The sequence below is a fragment of the Novosphingobium sp. Fuku2-ISO-50 genome (assembly GCF_001519055.1).
Lineage (GTDB): Bacteria > Pseudomonadota > Alphaproteobacteria > Sphingomonadales > Sphingomonadaceae > Novosphingobium.
Genome location: NZ_KQ954302.1, coordinates 63239 through 81673, shown reverse-complemented (window position 1 = coordinate 81673; position 18435 = coordinate 63239). Strand labels below are relative to the sequence as shown.

Below are 18435 nucleotides of genomic sequence, written 5' to 3'. Positions count from 1 at the left end.
AGATTTACGGCATGCAAAGCTGCCAGAATCCGAGTGTCCACAAATGGTGATTCACATTTTTCGTTCATATCACGCGCTCAATGATAGAATTTTCTGAGACATTGTCTCGCTGATTTCACCATGTTCCAAAAGGTATTGGAATAATGCACTTCCGAGTTTGATGAGCGCATCTCTCTCTACGCCATCGCCGCCGCGACTAAGGTAAGCCCATGCGGTTGCGATGGAGCGAGCATATGTTTCATCCAGACCTGCTTGATCCGGCCGACCCTCGCCGGTCAAAACCCAAGAGGCGCTTACCTTGTAGCGCTCCGCGAAGCCAAGAATGACGCTGGCAGGCGGTTCGCGCAGGCCTTTTTCATAATTCACCAGAGCGCCATGCGAGATCCCAAGCTCCGAAGCGACGTCGGCTTGATTCAGGCCGAGAGCCTTTCGGATCTCCAGAATGCGCCCTCCGATGCTCATTCAAAATTCCCCTTCCAAGGGCCTTGACGAATCTCACATATGTGAGTTAACACACTAATGTAAACTTTTTACAGATGATCGTCTGTAAAATACAACAGGAGACGCGCCCATGCAAACAGTGCTTTTGCGTGTGCTTGGTGATGGACTGGGTGCGCAACCGCGCGCTCATCGAGCGTTGAAATGCGGGCCGCAACGATTTCATACGGAGCCCTGAAATGACGTCACGCCGCAGATTGGTGCCATTGGCGGAGATTCAGCAGGCCTATGACTGGTGGACCAGTTTGGGCCACACAGCGGCCGGCGTCGATATTCGCGCCGATGGCGTCACCTTCATTCCCCCTGCCACACAACAAGTTGGAAGTGCATTCGATGCGTGGAAGGCAAAAGACCAGGGTCGTGACCGGACTGCACATAGTCGGTAAGCGATCGGCCAAAGGCTGCATATGGTACGTCTATGCTTGGCGTGGCGGCCCGTGCATCCACAAGGCATTCGGTGAGCGGCCAGTGGTCGATATGGCCCTCATCATGAAGGCCGAGAAGGCCCGCTCTCCATCCAAGGGGACGCTTGAGACCCTAGACGATGTTCTGGATCGCTATCGACAAAGCCCCGAATTCGTGAAGTTGGCCGAGAGCACCAAGAGAGATTACCGGCTTTGGCTGGATCGTATCAGCGAAAAGTTCGGTCCAGCACCCATCGCGGCCTTTGAGGATCAGCGCATGCGCACGGAGATCATCGACTGGCGCAACACCTGGGCAGAGCAACCGCGAACCGCAGACAAAGCAAGCGTCACCATGGCGACCGTGCTTGGTTGGGCTCAGGGCGAAGGCATTCTGCCCGTCAATATCGCCACTGGCATCAGGCAACTCCATCACGTCAACAAAGCCGACCAAATTTGGGAGGACAGGCACTGGGATGCCATGAAGTCCAGCAAGGACAAAAATGGCCGGTCGCTCTACTCCGATCACTTGGATCGCGCGCTGCGTCTCGCCAGCCTAACGGGTTTGAGATTGGGTGATCTGGTACGTGTCACATGGGAGAACGTTGGCGATAAGGCCATCATCCTGACTACCCGCAAGCGTAAAGGGCGAGCCATCATTCCGATTCTCCCCGACCTTCGGGCGCTACTCGACTCGATTGGTGCAGGAACCGGACCGATCCTGAGGAACAGCCGGGGCGAACCGTGGACCGAAAGCGGGTTGGGAAGCGTGTTCCAGAAGGCCAAGCCAACAGGCTTCGACAGGACCATGCACGACCTGCGCGGGACCTATGCGACTTGGCTAGCCATGCGCGGTCTGACCGATGAAGAGATCGCCCGGACCATTGGCTGGACGGCCAAACGGATCAGCGAAATTCGCAGCCGATACGTCGATGAAGCACGTGTCATTGTGTCGATGGTGGAGCGCCTCAGCGCCTAGCGGTTTACAGAGTTTGTAAACCGGCCCTGTTTTGGAGAGACTGTGATGGACCTAAGTTATTGTTTTTATGGTAGCGGAGGAGGGACTCGAACCCCCGACACGCGGATTATGATTCCGCTGCTCTAACCAGCTGAGCTACTCCGCCCCAAAGGGCCGCTTTGCACCGATCCGGCTGGGCCGGTGCGAAGGCAGGCCGCGCACATAAGCGTGGGGGGCGGCGGGGTCAACCCGGAATTTTCCGGTTTTCCCCGCCGCTTTCGCGATCAGAACTTGTTCGAGAATTTCAGGCCGACAAAGCGCGGCTTGTTCGGCAAAGTGCGGGTATTGCTTGTGCCTGTTGCCGGGTTTGCACAGATCGAGATCGCGCAGAACGTGTTGCGCGACATCTGTCCGCGTGTGTCGGTGAAGTTCTCGACAAAGAATTCCAGGCTCCACTTGTCGCGGCTGACCCCGGTCGAGAAATCGGCGCTGGTAAAGCCGGGCACATCGCCGAGCAGTTGATCATTGACGGCGTTGAGGTCCGATGTCGACGAGGACTGGTGATCGGCTGCCACCTGCGTAAAGGCGTCGAGACCAGCCACGGTGTAAGAGTACCGCGCCTGAAGTTGCCCCTTGAAGCGCGGTTGGCGTGGCAAGCGGGTGCCTGCGGCGGCGGCCAGGGTGCCTGCGGCTACCGAGCAGGTTGAGAGCGGCACGAGGGCGCTGATCGAAACGGCATCGCACAAGTCCGTGCTAAGCTTGGCATCGTTGTACGCCCCGGAACCTGACAGCGCCAATTTGCCGATGTGCCAGTCGAAATCGCTTTCCAGACCATAGACGCGCGCGTTGCCGGCATTGATGATTCCACCGTTGCCGTTGTAGCCGACCGGAATGACAGAGTACTGCAGACCCTTCCACTGTTCGTAATATAGCGCGGCGTTGAGCCGAAAATTGCGGCCCCAACTGGTCTTTACGCCCAATTCATAGTTCGACAGCGTATCCGCCTTATAGGATTGGGTCGGCGCGATGACGTTGTTGCCGCCCGGCCGGAACCCGGTCGAATACGTGGCATAGATCATTTTGCCGGGGGCAGCCTGATAATTCACCGTAACTTTGTGCGTTTCACCGCTCTGGTCATAGGGCGTTGCCGTGCCGACGTTGTTGCACGCTTGCAGGCGCGGCGCGGTGAATGGCGTGGCGCAACCGGCTATGAACGCGCCGACATTTGCGCCGTTGGCGGTGCCGTCAAAGCCTGTGGACTGGGTCTTGGCGCGGAAAACGCGAATCCCACCGGTCAATTTCAGCCGGGTGGTGATCGGGTAAGTGCCTTCGGCAAACAGCGCGTAGTCGTTGGAGACCTGGTTGTTTTCGGTCAGGTAAAAGGCGTCGCCGCGCAGTCCCTGACTTTGCAGCACCCCAGCCGAGTTAAGAACTTCGTTGACAGCCAATTGGTTGACCTGGCCAAAGCCTGCGGGCCCATAGGATTCGTTGATCTGTTTTTTCTGCCACTGGTAGAACGCACCGGCGGTCAGTGTGAATGGCCAGGATTTCGGCACGGACACGCGCACTTCCTGGGTAAACTTGTCGTACGTGTTGTCGCCGGTATATTCCTGCGTCGGGTTGATCAGGTTGCCGTTCTTGTCGTGGAACCAGATCGACGAGGTGTTGCCCGGCTGGTCGTAGTGTGCGGTATAATACGTGTAATCGTTCGAGTTTTTGATGCGGCGATGGAAATAGCCGCTCGATGAAATCACGTCAAAATCGCCGACTTTGCCGTTGATCGTCAGCGCTGCCTGTACCCATGCGTCGCGGTTTTCGGTCGGGCCGAAGTCATGGACTGTGAGATCGCCAAGCTTTGGGTCGTAGTTGAACGAGCCTTTGGCGTCGAGATATTGATAGACCACCTGCGGCAGGACCGACCAGTCACCGAACTGTCCAAGCACGGCGATGCGCCCGCCGTATTCGCTGACCGGGTTGGCATTGCGTTTGGCAATGTTGTTGGTCGAGTTGGCAGCAAGCGTGCTGCTGTTGCTGATCGTGTAAGTGCCAGTCGGCACGTTATTTGGGTTGTTTACGTTGTTCGCGCCGTTCGGATAGACCTGATAGGTCAGCGTCGCGGGCGCATTGTCGATATAACCGCCGGTGTGGTCGTAATAGGCCATCATGCGCACGGCGATGTTCTTGGTCACGGGGATATTGATAAAGCCTTCGTCCACCGTGCCGCTGTTGGCGCCGCCTTTGGTGAACTTGTTGACTTCGACGTCGTATCCGCCTTCAAACACGCCGAGCTTGGGCTTGTTGGTGATCAGGCGCAGCGTGCCCGACAAGGAGGACGATCCGAACAGCGTGCCCTGCGGACCAGACAGCGCTTCGACGCGCTGCATGTCATAGACGTGCACTTCGGGCATGCGCCCGGCGGAGGTCATCGGGATTTCGTCGAGGTAGATACCCGCGACCGATTCCTGCGTGACGTCGCCGGCGCCTTCGGATGCGAACGAGATACCGCGGAAATAGAGGTCCGAACGACCGGGCCCGAGCGATGCATAGCTGACCGACGGCAGCAACGCGGCGTAGTCGGAGAAATTGACGACCTGACGCTGTTCGAGCTTTTCAGTGGTCAGCGCCTGAAGGCTGATCGGAACCTTCTGCACGCTTTCCGAACGACGAGTGGCGGTCACCACGATTTCGCCAAGACCGGCGGGCTTGGTGTCGCTGGCCCCTGACTGATCGGCGGGGACGACCGCTTGCGCAAAGGCGCTGGCGGGGGCGAGCACGCTCAGGCTCGTGGCGGCGCAGAGCAGCCATTTGCGCATGCTGCTGGCCTGATGACGGTATGAATTGCGGTACATCGACGTAACCCCCCTCGGTCCGGTTCGTAAAGTGATCCCCTGATGCCGGATGGTAACGCGCTGTATTGACGTTGTTTGCTGGCAGGGATCACAGATAGATCAGCGGCCTATTCACCGCGATGGGTCGCAATTGTCAAACGCCTTGCTTGCGGACGGTCCAACTGGTCGCGCGGTGTGTCGAAAAAGTCACGAATTCCCTGTTTCGGGGTGGTGCTGACCGGCTGTTGGCGATCGTGGCGGCGCGCGAGCAGAGGCGCGCGACCCGGCGGCGCGACTGCACCTGACATGCATTCGCACCTGTGATCGTGAACACGCCTTGCGGCGGTCAGGGGGCTTGTCAGCCCGCGCGCACCCGCGTCATCGCCTGTTCGTAGGCGGATTGGATCATCTGCCCCTGGTAGCGCGAATATTCGCATTTCGCGAGCGCGGTTTCCGCAGGGAAAATCACCGGATTGTCGCGATATTCCGCAGGCATCAGCGCGAGCGCCGCCTTGTTGGGCGTGGGATAGCGGATCGTTTCGAAGATATGCGCGCTGTTGTGCGCGTCGAGCACGAAATTGATGAATTCGTGGGCGAGCGCGGGGTTTGGCGCCCCTTTGGGAATGCACAGCCCGTCGCTGGCGAGAATGCCGCCTTCGCGGGGCACGACAAAGCCGAGATCCTTGTCCTCGCGCATGACCTGGGCGATGTCTCCGTTATATTCGATGACCAGATCGATGTCGCCGGCGAGCAGCAGATCCTGCCCGTTGTCATCGTGAAACGTCGCGATATTGGGCTTTTGCTTCAGCAGCATCGCCTGGATCCGCGCGATGGTGGCCGGATCGGCGGTGTTGGCGGGCAGGCCGAGGTACTTTGCGCCGATCTCGAACAGTTCGCTCGCTTCGGCCAGCAGGCCGATCCGGCCTTTGTACCGGTCGGAATCGAGCATCCATTTCCAGCTGTCGGGGACGCCGTCGACCTTTGACTTGCGATAGCCGATACCGGTCACGATCCAGGTATAGGGCACCGAGACCTTGCGCCCCGGGTCGAACGGCGGATTGAGAAAGCGCGGATCGATATTGGCGAGATTGGGGATCTTGGCATGATCGAGTTCGGTCAGTGCGCCCGACTGGTGCAGGCGCTCGACAAAGTCGTTCGACGGCACGATCACGTCATAGCCCGGATTGCCGTCGCGCAGCTTGGCAAACAGCTCGTCATTGTTGGCAAACAGGCTGATATTGACGTGCGAAGCGCTCGCCTTTTCGAAATCGGCCAGCGTGTGTTTGCCGATGTAGGTGTCCCAGGTGTAGAGATTGAGCGTGTTGACGCTTTTGTGTCGCGCGCAGGCGCCCAGCGCGCCGGTAAAGCTCAGCCCGATCCCGGCCAGACCGATGTCCTTGAGCAAAGTGCGCCGGGTACGCGTCATTCAGTGGGTCTCCTGCGATGAAGCGCCGTTCTTAAACGCACAATCACGCCTTGAGCAACAGGTGGTCCCGTTCCCACGAGCTGATCACTTCGTCGTAGGCCGACAGCTCGTTCATCTTGATCTCGTAAAACGCGCGGATAAACCCTTCGCCGAGCAGTTCCATGACCGGCTCGCAGGCGATCATCTGTTTCAGCGCGCCGTCGAGATTGCGCGGCAGCGTGCGCTCTTCGAGATAGGCGTTGCTGGTGATCAGCGGCAAAGGCTCGATCCGGTCGCGCAGCCCGATATACCCGGCGGCAAGGCTGGCGGCGATGGCGATATAGGGATTGGCATCGGCGCCGGGCAGGCGGTTTTCGATCCGCGTGTTCTGCATGTTCGACGTCGGGATGCGCAGGCCGCAGCTGCGGTTGTCATGGCCCCATTGCACGTTGATCGGCGCGCTGTGGGCCGGGCGCATGCGGCGGAATGAATTGACATTGGGCGCAAACAGCGGCGCGATTTCGGGCAGATAGCGTTGCAGCCCGCCGACGAAATGGCGAAATTCGTTGGTGATCCCCGCCGCATTGCCAAACAGGTTGCGCCCCTGATCGTCTTCGGCGGAAATGTGCAGGTGCATCGCGCTGCCCGGCTGGGTCTCCATCGGCTTGGCCATGAACGTCGCATAGACCCCGTGTTTGAGCGCGACCTGGCGGACGATGCGTTTGAAGATGGTGACCTGATCGCACAGCGCGATCGGCTCGCCGTGGTTGAAATTGATTTCCAGCTGCGCGGTGCCGCTTTCGTGGATCATCGTGTCGAGTTGCAGCGAGGCGATTTCCGAATTGTCGTAGATCTCTTCGATGATGTCTTCAAATTCGGTCACCGATTCAAGGCCGTAGGGCTGTGGTGAGCTTTCCGCGCGGCCCGAGCGCCCGCGCGGCGGGACGATCGGCAAGTCGGGATCGGAATTGATTTCGGTAAGATAGAATTCGAGCTCGGGCGCGACGACCATGTTCCAGCCGATCGCCGAAAAGAGGTCGAGCACGCGTTGCAGGACATAGCGCGGGGCGATCTCGAACGGCGCTCCGTCGCGATGCAGCGCGTCGGCCACGACGAAGGCGGTCGGCGTGCGGAACCCCGGCGCGACGCAGATCGAGCGGATGTCGGGGCGCAGCGAGACATCGGGATCGCGATAGAGGAAATCGTCGGCATCGGTGTCGGCATAGTTGCCGGTGATCGTCACCGAAAACACGCTCGAGGGCAGGCGCAGGTTCATGCTGCCGGCGGACGAGATGAACTTGTCGGCGGGAAACACTTTGCCGCGCACGACGCCGTTGATGTCGGGCACGAGGCATTCGACTTCGCTGATCCCTCTGCTGCGGATCCATTCGGCAAAGTCGGCGATCGGAGCGGGTTCGGTCATGGGCATATACTTCCGTCTGAAAGGACGGCGCCGGTCAACCGGTCAAAAGCGGTCGCGCAGCGCCATGAATCGCATGGCGAGGGCCTGGGTCGGCCACCGCAACCATGGTCCCCCGGGGAAACGTGGGGAGGGCAGTCGCCGCACAAGGTCATAGGCGTTATTCGCTTCGCCCGCCATGGCCCGCCCGACGGCATCGCCCAGCCAGGGCGCGAGCACGACGCCGACGCCGGAAAAGCCGTTGACGGCATGGAGGCCGGGGCGCGGCTCGATGGCAAAGGGCAGGCGGTTTGGCGAAATCGCCAGACTGCCGCCCCAGGCATGGCTGATCGGCACGTCCGCCAGTTGCGGAAATATGCGCGCAAGATGCGGTCTTACGAACGCAGCAATGTCGCGCGGCATGCGATAGCCATAGCTTTCCCCGCCGCCGAACAGCAGGCGATGATCGGGCGTCATGCGGAAATAATAGACTACAAAGCGTGAGTCGGAAACCGCCGCATCATTGCGGATCAGGCTTGTCGCGAGCGCGGGATCGAGCGGCGCGGTGGTGGCGATATAGTTGTTGATCGGCAGGACATGCGCGTCGCTTTGCGGCACGAGCGCGCGCGCATAGGCGCCGGTCGCGTCGAGCACTTGGCCGGTGGTGATCGTGCCGTGCGGGGTTTTTACGCGCCAGCCGTCGCGGGCGGGTTCGAGCCCGGTGCAGGGGGTATGGGCATGGAGCACGGCGCCTGCGTCCTGCGCCGCGCGGGCCATCGCCTGCGCCAGCTTGAGCGGGTGAAGATGCCCGCCGCGCGCGTCGAAGCTGCCGCCGTGATAGTCGGGGCTGCCGACCATGGCGCGCAGGGCATCGCGCGACAGCGGGGTCAGGCTGTCATAGCCATACGTCTCGCGCATCATGGCGACATGCGCGTGCGTCGCGGCGACGTGATCGGCCTTGTGATCGGCGTGGATCAATCCGGCGCGATAGTCGCAGGCGTCGTCCGCCAGTGCGATCAGGCTGTCGAGATGCGCCCGCGCATCGAGCGCCGCCTGCCACAGCGCGCGCGCGCGGTCGGTGCCGAGGCGCTGTTCAAACCAGGGCTGATCCTGTTGCCACCCGACATGGACTTGCCCGCCGTTGCGCCCCGACGCGCCCCAGCCGATCGGGCCCATTTCGACCAGCCGCACCGAGCGGCCCCGCCGCGCCAGCGCGAGCGCCGCGCCAAGCCCGGTAAAGCCGCCGCCGATGACGCAGAAGTCTGTGATCGCATCGCCGCCCAGCGCCGGAGCAGCAATTGCCGCGCCAAGACTGGCGGCATAATATGAGCCTGGAAAGCGGCTCGTATCCTCGCCGCTTGGACCTGCCCGCTCGATGGCCCGCTCGCTGGATCGAGAGACAAACATTGCGATCGAATCTACCAGCCGCGCCGGGGCCGGTCAATCGACGTCGCGGTTATCCCAACAGGACAATTGGTGCGTCGGGCGCCCAGTGCAGCCAGACTGCCGTTCCGGCGGGCAGGGCGGGGCTGGCGCTGCGGGTGCCGTTGGGCGCGCTGACCTTGATCATCGTGCCGCCCGCCGTTGCGACATCGTAAAACGTGACCGCGCCGAGATAGGCGCTGGTCATGATCGTGCCGTGGGTGACATTGGCCTGCGGCATCGCGGCGGGGCCGGTGGGACGCGGGCCGCTCGCCGGGGTCATCGCGATTTTTTCGGGGCGCACGCCGACCCAGACTTTCGCATCGGTCGCGCCGGTCACACCGTGATCGACATGGATCGGCGCATCGAGCGCGGGCGTGGTGACGGCGGCATGGTCCGGGGCGTCGACGCTGAGCGTGCCTTCGAACAAGTTGATCGTGCCGATGAAGTCGGCGACGAAGCGGTTTGCGGGGTATTCATAGAGATCGCCGGGCGTGGCGACTTGTTGCAGCGTACCCCGGTTCATCAGCGCGCAGCGGCTGGCCATGGCCAGCGCTTCGTCCTGATCATGCGTGACCATGACGAAGGTAACGCCGACATCGCGCTGAATCTGCGCCAGTTCGCCGCGCATCGCATCGCGCAATTTGGCATCGAGCGCCGACAGCGGCTCGTCGAGCAGCAGCACTTTGGGCCGTTTGACCAGCGCGCGGGCGAGCGCGACACGCTGGCGTTGTCCGCCCGAAAGCTGATCGGGGCGGCGGTGGGCAAATTCGCTCAGCTTGACCAGCGCCAGCGCATCGGCAACGCGCGCCTCGCGCTCTGCCTTGGGCACGCGGTCGATTTTCAGGCCGTAGGCGACGTTTTGCGCCACGTTCATATGCGGAAACACCGCGTAGGATTGAAACACCATGTTGACCGGGCGGCGGTTGGGCGGAACACCGACCATATCCACCCCGTCGATCAGGATGCGGCCCTCGGTCGGGGTTTCAAGGCCCGCCAGCATGCGCAGCAGCGTCGTCTTGCCGCAGCCCGACGGGCCGAGCAGCGAAAAGAATTCGCCCGCTTCGATATCGAGGCTGACATCGTCGACCGCGATGAAGCTGCCGAAGCGCTTGGTGACGTTTTCAAAGCGGATGAGCATTTACGGAGCTTCCGATCGGGCGATGTCCGCCCCTTGCAGTTTCATGCCGAGCAGCGTCATCGCCACGGTAATCGCCATCAGCACGGTCGAGGCGGCGTTGACCTCTGGCGTGACCGAAAAGCGCACCATCGAATAGATTTTCACCGGAAAGGTCACGGTGTTGGGCCCGGCGGTGAAAAAGGTGATCACGAAATCGTCGAGGCTGAGCGTAAAGGCCAGCAGCGCGCCCGAAATCAGCGCGGGGCGCACATGCGGCAGCAAGACATCCCACAGCGCGCGCAATTCGCCGGCGCCCAGATCGCGCGCGGCTTCTTCCATCTCACGGTTGAACGAGGCGAGCCGGGCGCGGACGACGACCGTGACAAAGGGAAAGCTGAAGGTGATATGCGCGATGGCGATCGCACCGAGATCCAATGGCCAGACCAGATCGCGCGGCCAGGGCATGATCGTGCCGAAAAACACCAGCATCGCCACACCCATGCAGATTTCCGGCACGACGATCGGCAGCGTGATCATCCCGTCGAACAGCCCTTTTCCGGGAAAGCGGAACCGCCACAGCGCAATCGCCGACATCGCGCCGAGCACGACGCTGAACAGCGTGGAAATCGCCGCGATCGTCAGCGAATTGGTAAAGGCGCTGATCAGGGCATCGTCGTTCGCCAGTTTGCCGTACCAGTCGAACGTAAAGCCTTCCCAGCGGATGGTGCGCCTGGAATCGTTAAAGCTGAACAGGATCAGGCTGGCGAGCGGCAGATAGAGAAACAGCATCACGCCCGCCACCCACAGCCGCAGCGACCAGCGCCCGGCATAGTCGAGCGGCCCGCTTTCGCGCTTCTTTCCAAACAGCGCCATCAATGAGCCTCCTTCCCGGCGGCGCGGCGCTCGGCCAGCGCGCGCCAGGCCATTGCCGCCAGCGTCAGGTACATCAGCATGAACGACAGCGCCGCGCCGAACGGCCAGTCGTTGGCGCGCTTGAACTGGCGCTCGATCACGCTGGCGATCATCTGGCTGTCGGGCCCGCCGAGCAAATCGGGCGTCAGGTACGAGCCCAGCGCCGGAATGAAGCACAGCAGGACCGCCGACAGGATTCCCGGCCAGACAATCGGGATCACCACCTGAAAGATCGTCCGCAGATGCCCCGCGCCGAGATCGAGGCTGGCTTCGATCAGCGAGCGGTCAAGCCGGTCGAGCGTCGAAAACAGGGGCAGCACGATAAACGGCAAGTGGACATAGACCAGGCCCGTGATCACCGCGAAATTGGTGTGCAGCATTTCGAACGGGCCCAGCCCGACCAGGCCGAAGCCATCGTTGATCCACCCCTCGGTGCGCATCACCGCCATCAGCGCATATGTGCGCACGAGCAGGTTGGTCCAGAACGGCAGCATGATCGCCAGCAGCAACAGGATCTTGGCGCGCGCCGAAGCAAACGTCATGACCAGCGCATAGGGAAAGCCGATGATCAGGCAGATCGCCGTCGTCACCCCGGCAAAGACCAGCGATTTGGCAAAGATCATCAGGTAGACCGGATCGAACACGCGGACATAGTTGGCCAGCGTTCCGGTCACGACGACTTCGGTCAGGCCCAGCGTCCGGCCAAAGCTGTAGGCCCAGATCACCGAAAGCGGCACGACGAAAAACAGCATCATCCATAGCGCGGGTGTCAGGAACACCGCCCAGAATGCGCTGCGGCTGCCGCCTGAAATGCCCCGCGCTGACGCCATGGCGTGCCCCTTGCTCCTTCGCACTGTCGTCTGAGATCGCAATTACGCAGCGGGTCGGGACGGGTCAATCGTCTTGGTGCGCTGATTTAGACGGCGTCGTCGGATGCGGTGCGCCCGCATGTCGTGCGGGCGGTCCTGTAACTGACTGAATATAGATCAAGTCCTGAATGCCGCTTCGTCCGGGCGGGCGCTTGACATGACGCGGTGCTTGCTGCGAAATGCCGGGTGAATAATCGAATTTCGGGGATATTTATGGCTGTCACGCTGACGATCAACGGTGAACGGCGCACATTCGATGCCCCGCCCGAAATGCCGTTGCTGTGGCTCTTGCGCGATGTCGCGCGGTTGCCGGGAACCAAGTATGGCTGTGCTGCGGGTCTGTGCGGCGCGTGCAGCGTGCTGCTCGACGGCATGCGCGTGTTCGGGTGCCAGACTCCGGCGGGCGATGCCGTGGGCAAGTCGATCACCACGATCGAAGGCCTGACGGAGCAGCCGCTGGGCAAGGCGCTGATCGCGGCCTGGAATGAAGTCGATGTCGTGCAGTGCGGCTATTGCCAGCCGGGGCAGATCGTTGCCGCCGCGTCGCTGCTCAAGGACAATCCCAAGCCCGACGATGAAGCGATCGATTCAGGGATGAGCGGCAATATCTGCCGTTGCGGGACTTATCCGCGCATTCGCGCCGCAGTCCGCCGTGCCGCCGAAATCCACGCGGGAGAAAAGGCATGACCCTTAAGCGTGCCGATGGCGCCACCCGTCGCGACGTCCTGATCGGATCGGGCGCGGTATCCGGCGCGCTGATGGTGCCCGTGGCGCTTGGCGCCAGCCGCAGCCGCGCCGCCACGCCGTCCGCGCTGGCGGGCAATGCCTGGCTCGGGGTCGATGGCGAAGGGCGGGTCACGCTCGCCTTGCCCAAGACCGAAATGGGGCAGGGTATCCTGACCACGATCACCATGATCGCCGCCGAAGAACTCGCGGTGAAGCCGCAGGATGTCAAAGTCACCATTCCCGATGGCGATGCCGCGCGGTTTGCGCCGATCGACCAGGGCACGGGCGGATCGACCTCGGTGCGCGATGTGTGGCAGCCGTTGCGCGAAGCGGGTGCCAAGGCGCGCCTTGCGCTGGTCATGGCCGCGGCGAAGCAATGGGGTGTGCCGGTTGCCGAGTGCGATGCGCATGATGGCGCCGTGGTTCACAAGCCGGGCGGCAAAGTGCTGCCTTATGCCGCGCTCGTCGCGGCGGCGGCGGCGGCTCCCTTGCCCACCGAAGCGCCGGTGCGTCCGGCATCGAGCTATGGCGTGATCGGCAAGTCGCATCGTCGGCTCGACGGCGATGCCAAGGCGCGCGGCACGGCAGAATACGGCATCGATGTCTTTGTGCCGGGGATGAAATACGCCGCGATCATGGTCTGTCCGATTTTCGGCGGAAAGCTGGCCGGCGTGGACGAGGCTGCGGCGCGCAGCGTGTCCGGCGTGATCGGGGTGATCCGGGGCGATGACGTGGTCTATGTCCTGGCGGAAAACACCTGGGCGGCGCGGCAGGGGATGACGGCGGCCAAGGCGCAGTGGACCGCCGATGCGGCGCACAGCGGGGCGCAGCATGCGGCGATCATCGGCGCGGTGACGGCTGCGCTCGACAAGCCCGGGTTTGTCGCGGCGACGTCGGGCGATCTCGATGCGGCGCGGGTCGGTGCGGCGCATCGCTTCAGCGCGACTTATACCCAGCCGTTCCTCGCCCATGCGACGATGGAACCGGCCAATTGCGTCGCCCATGTCCATGACGGCCAATGCGAAATCTGGAACGGGACGCAGATCCCGTCGGACGCGCGCAAGGCTGCGGCAACGCGGCTCGGCCTGCCGCTCGAAAAAGTCACGCTGCACAACCGGCTGATGGGGGGCGGCTTTGGTCGCAGGCTGGAGCCGGACATGGTCGAACGCTGCGTCGATCTGGCCAGGCAGGTGCCGTTTCCGGTCAAGCTGATCTGGTCGCGCGAAGAGGACATGGGCCACGACTGGTATCGACCGGCTTATGCCGACCGGATCGACATCGCGATTGGTGCCGATGGCAAGATCGCCGCGTGGGAGCACAAGATCGCCGGATCGTCGATCATGGCGCGGCTGATGGGCCCGGCGTTCAAGGGCGTCGATGACGATGCGGTCGAAGGCGCGATTACGCCGATCTACCCGGCCACCGCGCGCAAGGTGACGTTTCAGCAACAGGAAAGCCTGGTCCCGACCGGGTGGTGGCGCGGGGTCGGCCCCTTGCGCAGCGCCTTTGTCATGGAAAGCGCGGTCGACGAAGTGGCGCACAAGCTGGGGCAGGACCCGATCGCCTGGCGCCTGTCGCATATCGAGGATCCGCGCGCCCGCGCTGTGCTCGAGATGGCGCGCGACAAATCGGGCTGGGGCGAAAAGACTGCGCCTGGCATCGGACGCGGCGTGGCGGTGATCCACTTGTGGGATACCTATATGGCGGCGGTCGCCGAAGTCGCGGTCGACAAGGACCACCAGATTTCGGTCAGGCGCGTGACGATCGTGGTCGATTGCGGCCAGGCGATCAACCCGTCGGGTGTCGCCGCGCAAATCGACAGCGGCGTGATTTTCGGCACTTCGGCTGCGCTCTATGGCGAAGTGACGATTGCCAATGGCCGCGTCGAACAGTCAAACTATCACGATTACCGCGTCTTGCGCATGAACGAGGCGCCGGTGATCCACACCACGGTCATCGAAAACCACGAAAAGCCCGGCGGCATGGGCGAACCGCCCAACGCGGTGATCTTCCCCGCTCTCGCCAACGCGGTCTATGCCGCAACGGGCAAGCGCGTGCGCGCGCTGCCGCTGCAGAAGGGGCTGGGGACGGCTTGACGCTCAGTCAGCCGCTCAATTCCGGGATGAGGAAATCACAGGCAACAGGCGTGTGACATGAAAAGCCCCTCCCCGTGCGGGGAGGGGTGTTCGGCGGCTAGACTTCGCGGGTACCCCCTCACCCAACCCTCTCCCTGAAGGGGAGGGCTTGTTTACCCCAGCGCAGCCAACTGGTCTGCCGACGCATCGAGCGCCGCCACAATCGTGTCGACCAACTGGTCGATTTCGGCGTGGGTGATCACCAGTGGCGGGCTCATCACAATGGAATCGCGGATGGCGCGCACCATCAATCCGCGCGCGATGCAGGCGTCGCGGACGATCGGGCCGGCTTGGCCACCGGCGCCATGGCGGCGATTGGTGCCCTTTTCGGCGACGATCTCGACGGCGCCGATCAGGCCGAGCGAGCGCGCTTCACCGACCAGCGGGTGCGGGGCGAGGCGCTCGGCCATGGCTTTGGCGAGATAGGGGCCGGTGTCTTCGCGCGTGCGTTCGACAAGGTGTTCGTCTTCGATGATCTGGATGTTGCGCAGGGCAACCGCGGCGCAGACCGGGTGGCCCGAATATGTATAGCCGTGCACGAAATCGTCACCCGAAGCGCGCAGGACATCGACGATTTCGCTCGACACGCCGGTGGCCGAAATCGGCAGATAGCCCGATGACAGCCCTTTGGCCATCGACACGATGTCGGGGCGAATGCCGAAATGCTGAAACCCGAACCATTCGCCCAGCCGGCCAAAGCCGCAGATCACTTCGTCCGAAACCAGCAGGATGCCGTATTTGCGGCAGATCGCTTCGACCTTTTGCCAATAGCCCGGCGGCGGGATGATCACGCCGCCCGCGCCCTGCACCGGCTCTCCGATGAAGGCGGCGACGTTTTCCGGCCCGACCGCCAGGATGCGTTCCTCGATGGCATTGGCGGCGCGTGTCGCGAACGCCTCCGGGTCTTCGCCGAACGCCTCGCCAAACAGGTAGGGCTGCATGACATGTTCGATGCCCGGGATCGGCAACCCGCCCTGGACATGCATGTATTCCATGCCGCCAAGGCTGGCCGAGGCGACCGTCGAGCCGTGATAGGCGTTGTGTCGGCTGATGAAGATCGTGCGGTTCGGCTCGCCCTTCATCGTCCAATAAGTGCGCACCAGGCGGAATACGGTATCGTTCGATTCCGAACCGCTGTTGTTGAAAAAGACGTGTTTGAGATTGCCGCCGAGCAGTCCGGCGACTTTGGCCGCCAGTTCGATCGGGGGCACGGTCGCGGTGCGGAAAAAGGTGTTGTAGTAGGGCAGCTCTTCCATCTGGCGCGCGGCGACTTCGACCAGTTCCGGGCGGCCATAGCCGACATTGACGCACCACAGCCCGGCCATGCCGTCGAGGATGGCGTGGCCTTCGCCGTCATAGACGGTCGAGCCTTTGGCATGGGTGATGATCCGGCTGCCGCCCATGTCCGCTTGCAGCTTGTAGCTGGATTGCGCGGGCAAGTGGTGCGCCACGTCAAGCTCGCGCAGTGCGGGAATGTCATAGTTGCGGACGGGGACGTGGCGGGTGGGGACCATGAAACTCTTTCGCAAAACAGCCGGCTTACTAAGATCACAGATACGTCGATAGTCGTGTCGGGTCAATCCGGTGCCGTTGTCGGGTCGGCACCTTTGTTGGCTGTTCGTGCTGTTTGCGCCACTGCCGAATGAAACGCGCTGTCAGTCGTGGAAAAAGGGTGGCATTGTCACCTGGCAAACGGCATGCGCTTGCACGAGTTTGCGATTGAGGGTCGACGATCGGATCGGTCGCGACAGTTTGCAGTCACTGTTCGTGGAATGGTGTGTAAAGGGGGCATGGCGCTTGTACGGAGGACAATCGAACGCATGAAAATCGTTGCGAGCGCTGACCTGGATGCGGATGGGCCTATCGCCGATGGGGGCGCGCATTCGGGCGAAATTCCCGCCTCGTTGCGTGAAAAGGTCTATGACGACTTGCGCTATCGCCTGATCACAGGGCGCATCGCGCCCGGGGTCGGCATTTCGACGCGCGGGCTGGCGCAGGAAATGGGTGTCAGCCAGATGCCGGTGCGCGATGCGTTAAGCCGCATTGCGGCAGAAGGCGCGGTCGAGATCCGGTCAAAGCGCGCGGTCATGGTGCCGCGCATGACCGCGGCGCGGTTTGAGGAAATCATGCGGCTGCGCCAGCTGCTCGAACCGATGGTGGCGCGCGCCGCCTTGCCGCATATCGGCCCCGACCTCTTGCGGCAGATCCGCGCCGCCGATGAAACGATCGATGTCGCGCTCGAAGGCGGCGACGTGCGCGCCTATATGGATCAGAACTACCGGTTTCATTCGTTGATCTATGGCGCCGCGCCCTTGCCGTTGGCGCTGCGCATGATCGAAAGCCTGTGGATGCAGTTCGGCCCGTTCATGCGCGTGGTCTATGGCCGCTATGGCACGGCCAACCTCGTCGATCAGCATCGCCAGGCGATCGCGGCGATCGTTGCGGGCGATGCCGACGCGCTGGTTGCGGCGATTTCCGCCGATATTGGCGATTGCGCGGACCTGATGCAGGACTGGGAACGATTGAATTTGTAGGGATCGCACAGCAAGGCCGTTTGGGCTTTTTGCTGTGATCACATAATGTGCCGGGCGAATGCGTCCCTGCCGACGGGGCGCCAGACATGAGAGCGGAAATGCAGGTTCCTCTATCGAATATGCTATCGTCACGCAGGGGTATTCTGGCAGGGCTTGGCGCCGCAGCCGCAGGGATCAGCTTTTCCGGCCTTGCCGGGTGTCATCATGCGGAGAAATCGCGCCTCAATTTCTACACCTGGGATACCTATATCGGCAAACATACGCTGTCGGGCTTTGAAGCGGCGAGCGGCACGCATGTGAATCTCAGCCTGTTTTCGAGCAACGACGAACTGTTTGCCAAGCTGCGCGGCGGCAATCCGGGCTATGACGTGATCGTGCCCAGTCATGATTTTCTGCAGCGCATGGGCAAGGCCGGGATGCTGATGCCGCTCGATCATGCGAAAATCCCCAACATGGCCAATATCGCGCCGCAATTCCTGCATCCGCCGTTCGACCCGCTGCGCACGTATGGCATGCCTTATACCTGGCTGGTGCTGGGCATCGGCTATCGCAAGTCGAAGGTCGACGGCATCCCCGACAGTTGGAAATGGGTGTTTGATTCCGACAGGTACAAGGGCCGCATCGGCCTGTTGTCCGATGCACCGGATTTGTGCCGGCTGGTCGAGATCTATCAGGGCAAAGACCCCAATGTGTTCGATCCGGTCGCGCTTCGCGCCGCGCAGGATCTGCTGATCCGGCAGAAGAAGAATGTTGCGGTGTTTCACGATGACAACGGGCAGGATCTGCTGCTGGCGGGCGATGTCGACGTCGTGATCGAATACAACGGCGACATCGCGCAAGTCATGCGCGAGGACAAGGATCTTGCCTTTGTCCTGCCCAAAGAGGGCAGCCTGATCCAGTCGGACCAGCTTGCCATTCCCAAAGGCGCGCCCAATCCCCAGGCAGCCCATGCCTTTATCAACTATCTGCTCGGCGCCGAGGCCGGGGCTGACATTGCGCGCACGATCGCCTATCCCACGCCCAATGCCGCCGCGCTCCGGCTGATGGATGATGCCTATCGCGCCAATCCGGCGATCTTTCCGCCCGAGGCGGCGGTGGCCCGGTGCAAGTATTCGCAATACCTTGGCGAAGATTCCTATCGCGCGTTTCAGGATGTGATCACGCGGGTGCGTGCCGCCTGATATTTCCATCGCCCATATGACATTGCTCACAGGACAAGGCAGACGAC

General features: G+C 62.2%; 14 protein-coding genes and 1 tRNA gene. 5 read left to right on the top strand and 10 right to left on the bottom strand.

Going from position 1 to position 18435, the window contains the following annotated elements:
* Positions 1-69: 69 nt before the first annotated feature.
* A complete protein-coding gene (locus AQZ50_RS17595; RefSeq protein ID WP_067748270.1) occupies positions 70-462 on the bottom strand; it encodes a helix-turn-helix domain-containing protein in 393 nt (130 codons plus the stop codon).
* A gap of 396 nt (positions 463-858) precedes the next feature.
* Here AQZ50_RS17595 and AQZ50_RS17590 point away from each other — a divergent pair, with 396 nt between their 5' ends.
* Entirely contained in the window at positions 859-1878 is a 1020-nt protein-coding gene (locus AQZ50_RS17590) for a tyrosine-type recombinase/integrase (protein WP_231730387.1), read from the top strand.
* Between the two features lie 68 nt (positions 1879-1946).
* Here AQZ50_RS17590 and AQZ50_RS17585 read toward each other — a convergent pair.
* The 8 genes from AQZ50_RS17585 to AQZ50_RS17550 all read right to left on the bottom strand — a co-directional run bounded on the left by AQZ50_RS17585 (position 1947) and on the right by AQZ50_RS17550 (position 11773).
* Positions 1947-2023, bottom strand: a tRNA-Met gene (locus tag AQZ50_RS17585).
* A gap of 118 nt (positions 2024-2141) precedes the next feature.
* Positions 2142-4706, bottom strand: coding sequence for a TonB-dependent receptor (locus AQZ50_RS17580; RefSeq protein WP_067748268.1), 2565 nt, complete (start codon positions 4704-4706; stop codon positions 2142-2144).
* 337 nt (positions 4707-5043) lie between these two features.
* Positions 5044-6111, bottom strand: a complete 1068-nt coding sequence (locus AQZ50_RS17575; protein WP_067748266.1) for a polyamine ABC transporter substrate-binding protein — start codon at positions 6109-6111, stop codon at positions 5044-5046.
* A gap of 43 nt (positions 6112-6154) precedes the next feature.
* On the bottom strand, positions 6155-7513 hold the full coding sequence (locus AQZ50_RS17570; RefSeq protein WP_082703762.1) for a glutamine synthetase family protein: 1359 nt from the start codon (positions 7511-7513) through the stop codon (positions 6155-6157).
* 42 nt (positions 7514-7555) lie between these two features.
* The gene (locus AQZ50_RS17565; RefSeq protein WP_067748264.1) at positions 7556-8896 is read right to left on the bottom strand and encodes an NAD(P)/FAD-dependent oxidoreductase; all 1341 of its coding nucleotides are present in this window, start codon (positions 8894-8896) and stop codon (positions 7556-7558) included.
* Between the two features lie 49 nt (positions 8897-8945).
* Positions 8946-10052, bottom strand: a complete 1107-nt coding sequence (locus AQZ50_RS17560; RefSeq protein WP_067748262.1) for an ABC transporter ATP-binding protein — start codon at positions 10050-10052, stop codon at positions 8946-8948.
* On the bottom strand, positions 10053-10904 hold the full coding sequence (locus AQZ50_RS17555) for an ABC transporter permease (protein ID WP_067748260.1): 852 nt from the start codon (positions 10902-10904) through the stop codon (positions 10053-10055). It abuts the gene before it with no gap.
* Positions 10904-11773: an ABC transporter permease gene (locus AQZ50_RS17550; protein WP_067748258.1), complete on the bottom strand. Its 870-nt coding sequence runs from the start codon at positions 11771-11773 to the stop codon at positions 10904-10906. The genes AQZ50_RS17555 and AQZ50_RS17550 overlap by 1 nt, the downstream gene beginning before the upstream one ends.
* Before the next feature lie 252 nt (positions 11774-12025).
* On the opposite strand from AQZ50_RS17550, the gene AQZ50_RS17545 reads away from it, so the two are divergent.
* Positions 12026-12499, top strand: a complete 474-nt coding sequence (locus AQZ50_RS17545) for a (2Fe-2S)-binding protein (protein WP_067748256.1) — start codon at positions 12026-12028, stop codon at positions 12497-12499.
* Complete coding sequence (locus AQZ50_RS17540; RefSeq protein WP_067748254.1) at positions 12496-14634, top strand: xanthine dehydrogenase family protein molybdopterin-binding subunit; 2139 nt, start codon at positions 12496-12498, stop codon at positions 14632-14634. The genes AQZ50_RS17545 and AQZ50_RS17540 overlap by 4 nt, the downstream gene beginning before the upstream one ends.
* A gap of 152 nt (positions 14635-14786) precedes the next feature.
* Here the strand turns inward: AQZ50_RS17540 and AQZ50_RS17535 are convergent, their stop codons facing one another.
* On the bottom strand, positions 14787-16187 hold the full coding sequence (locus AQZ50_RS17535; protein WP_067748252.1) for an aspartate aminotransferase family protein: 1401 nt from the start codon (positions 16185-16187) through the stop codon (positions 14787-14789).
* A gap of 306 nt (positions 16188-16493) precedes the next feature.
* Here AQZ50_RS17535 and AQZ50_RS17530 point away from each other — a divergent pair, with 306 nt between their 5' ends.
* A complete protein-coding gene (locus tag AQZ50_RS17530) occupies positions 16494-17207 on the top strand; it encodes a GntR family transcriptional regulator (protein ID WP_067748251.1) in 714 nt (237 codons plus the stop codon).
* 98 nt (positions 17208-17305) lie between these two features.
* On the top strand, positions 17306-18388 hold the full coding sequence (locus AQZ50_RS17525; protein WP_231730386.1) for a polyamine ABC transporter substrate-binding protein: 1083 nt from the start codon (positions 17306-17308) through the stop codon (positions 18386-18388).
* The last annotated feature ends 47 nt before the right edge of the window (positions 18389-18435 follow it).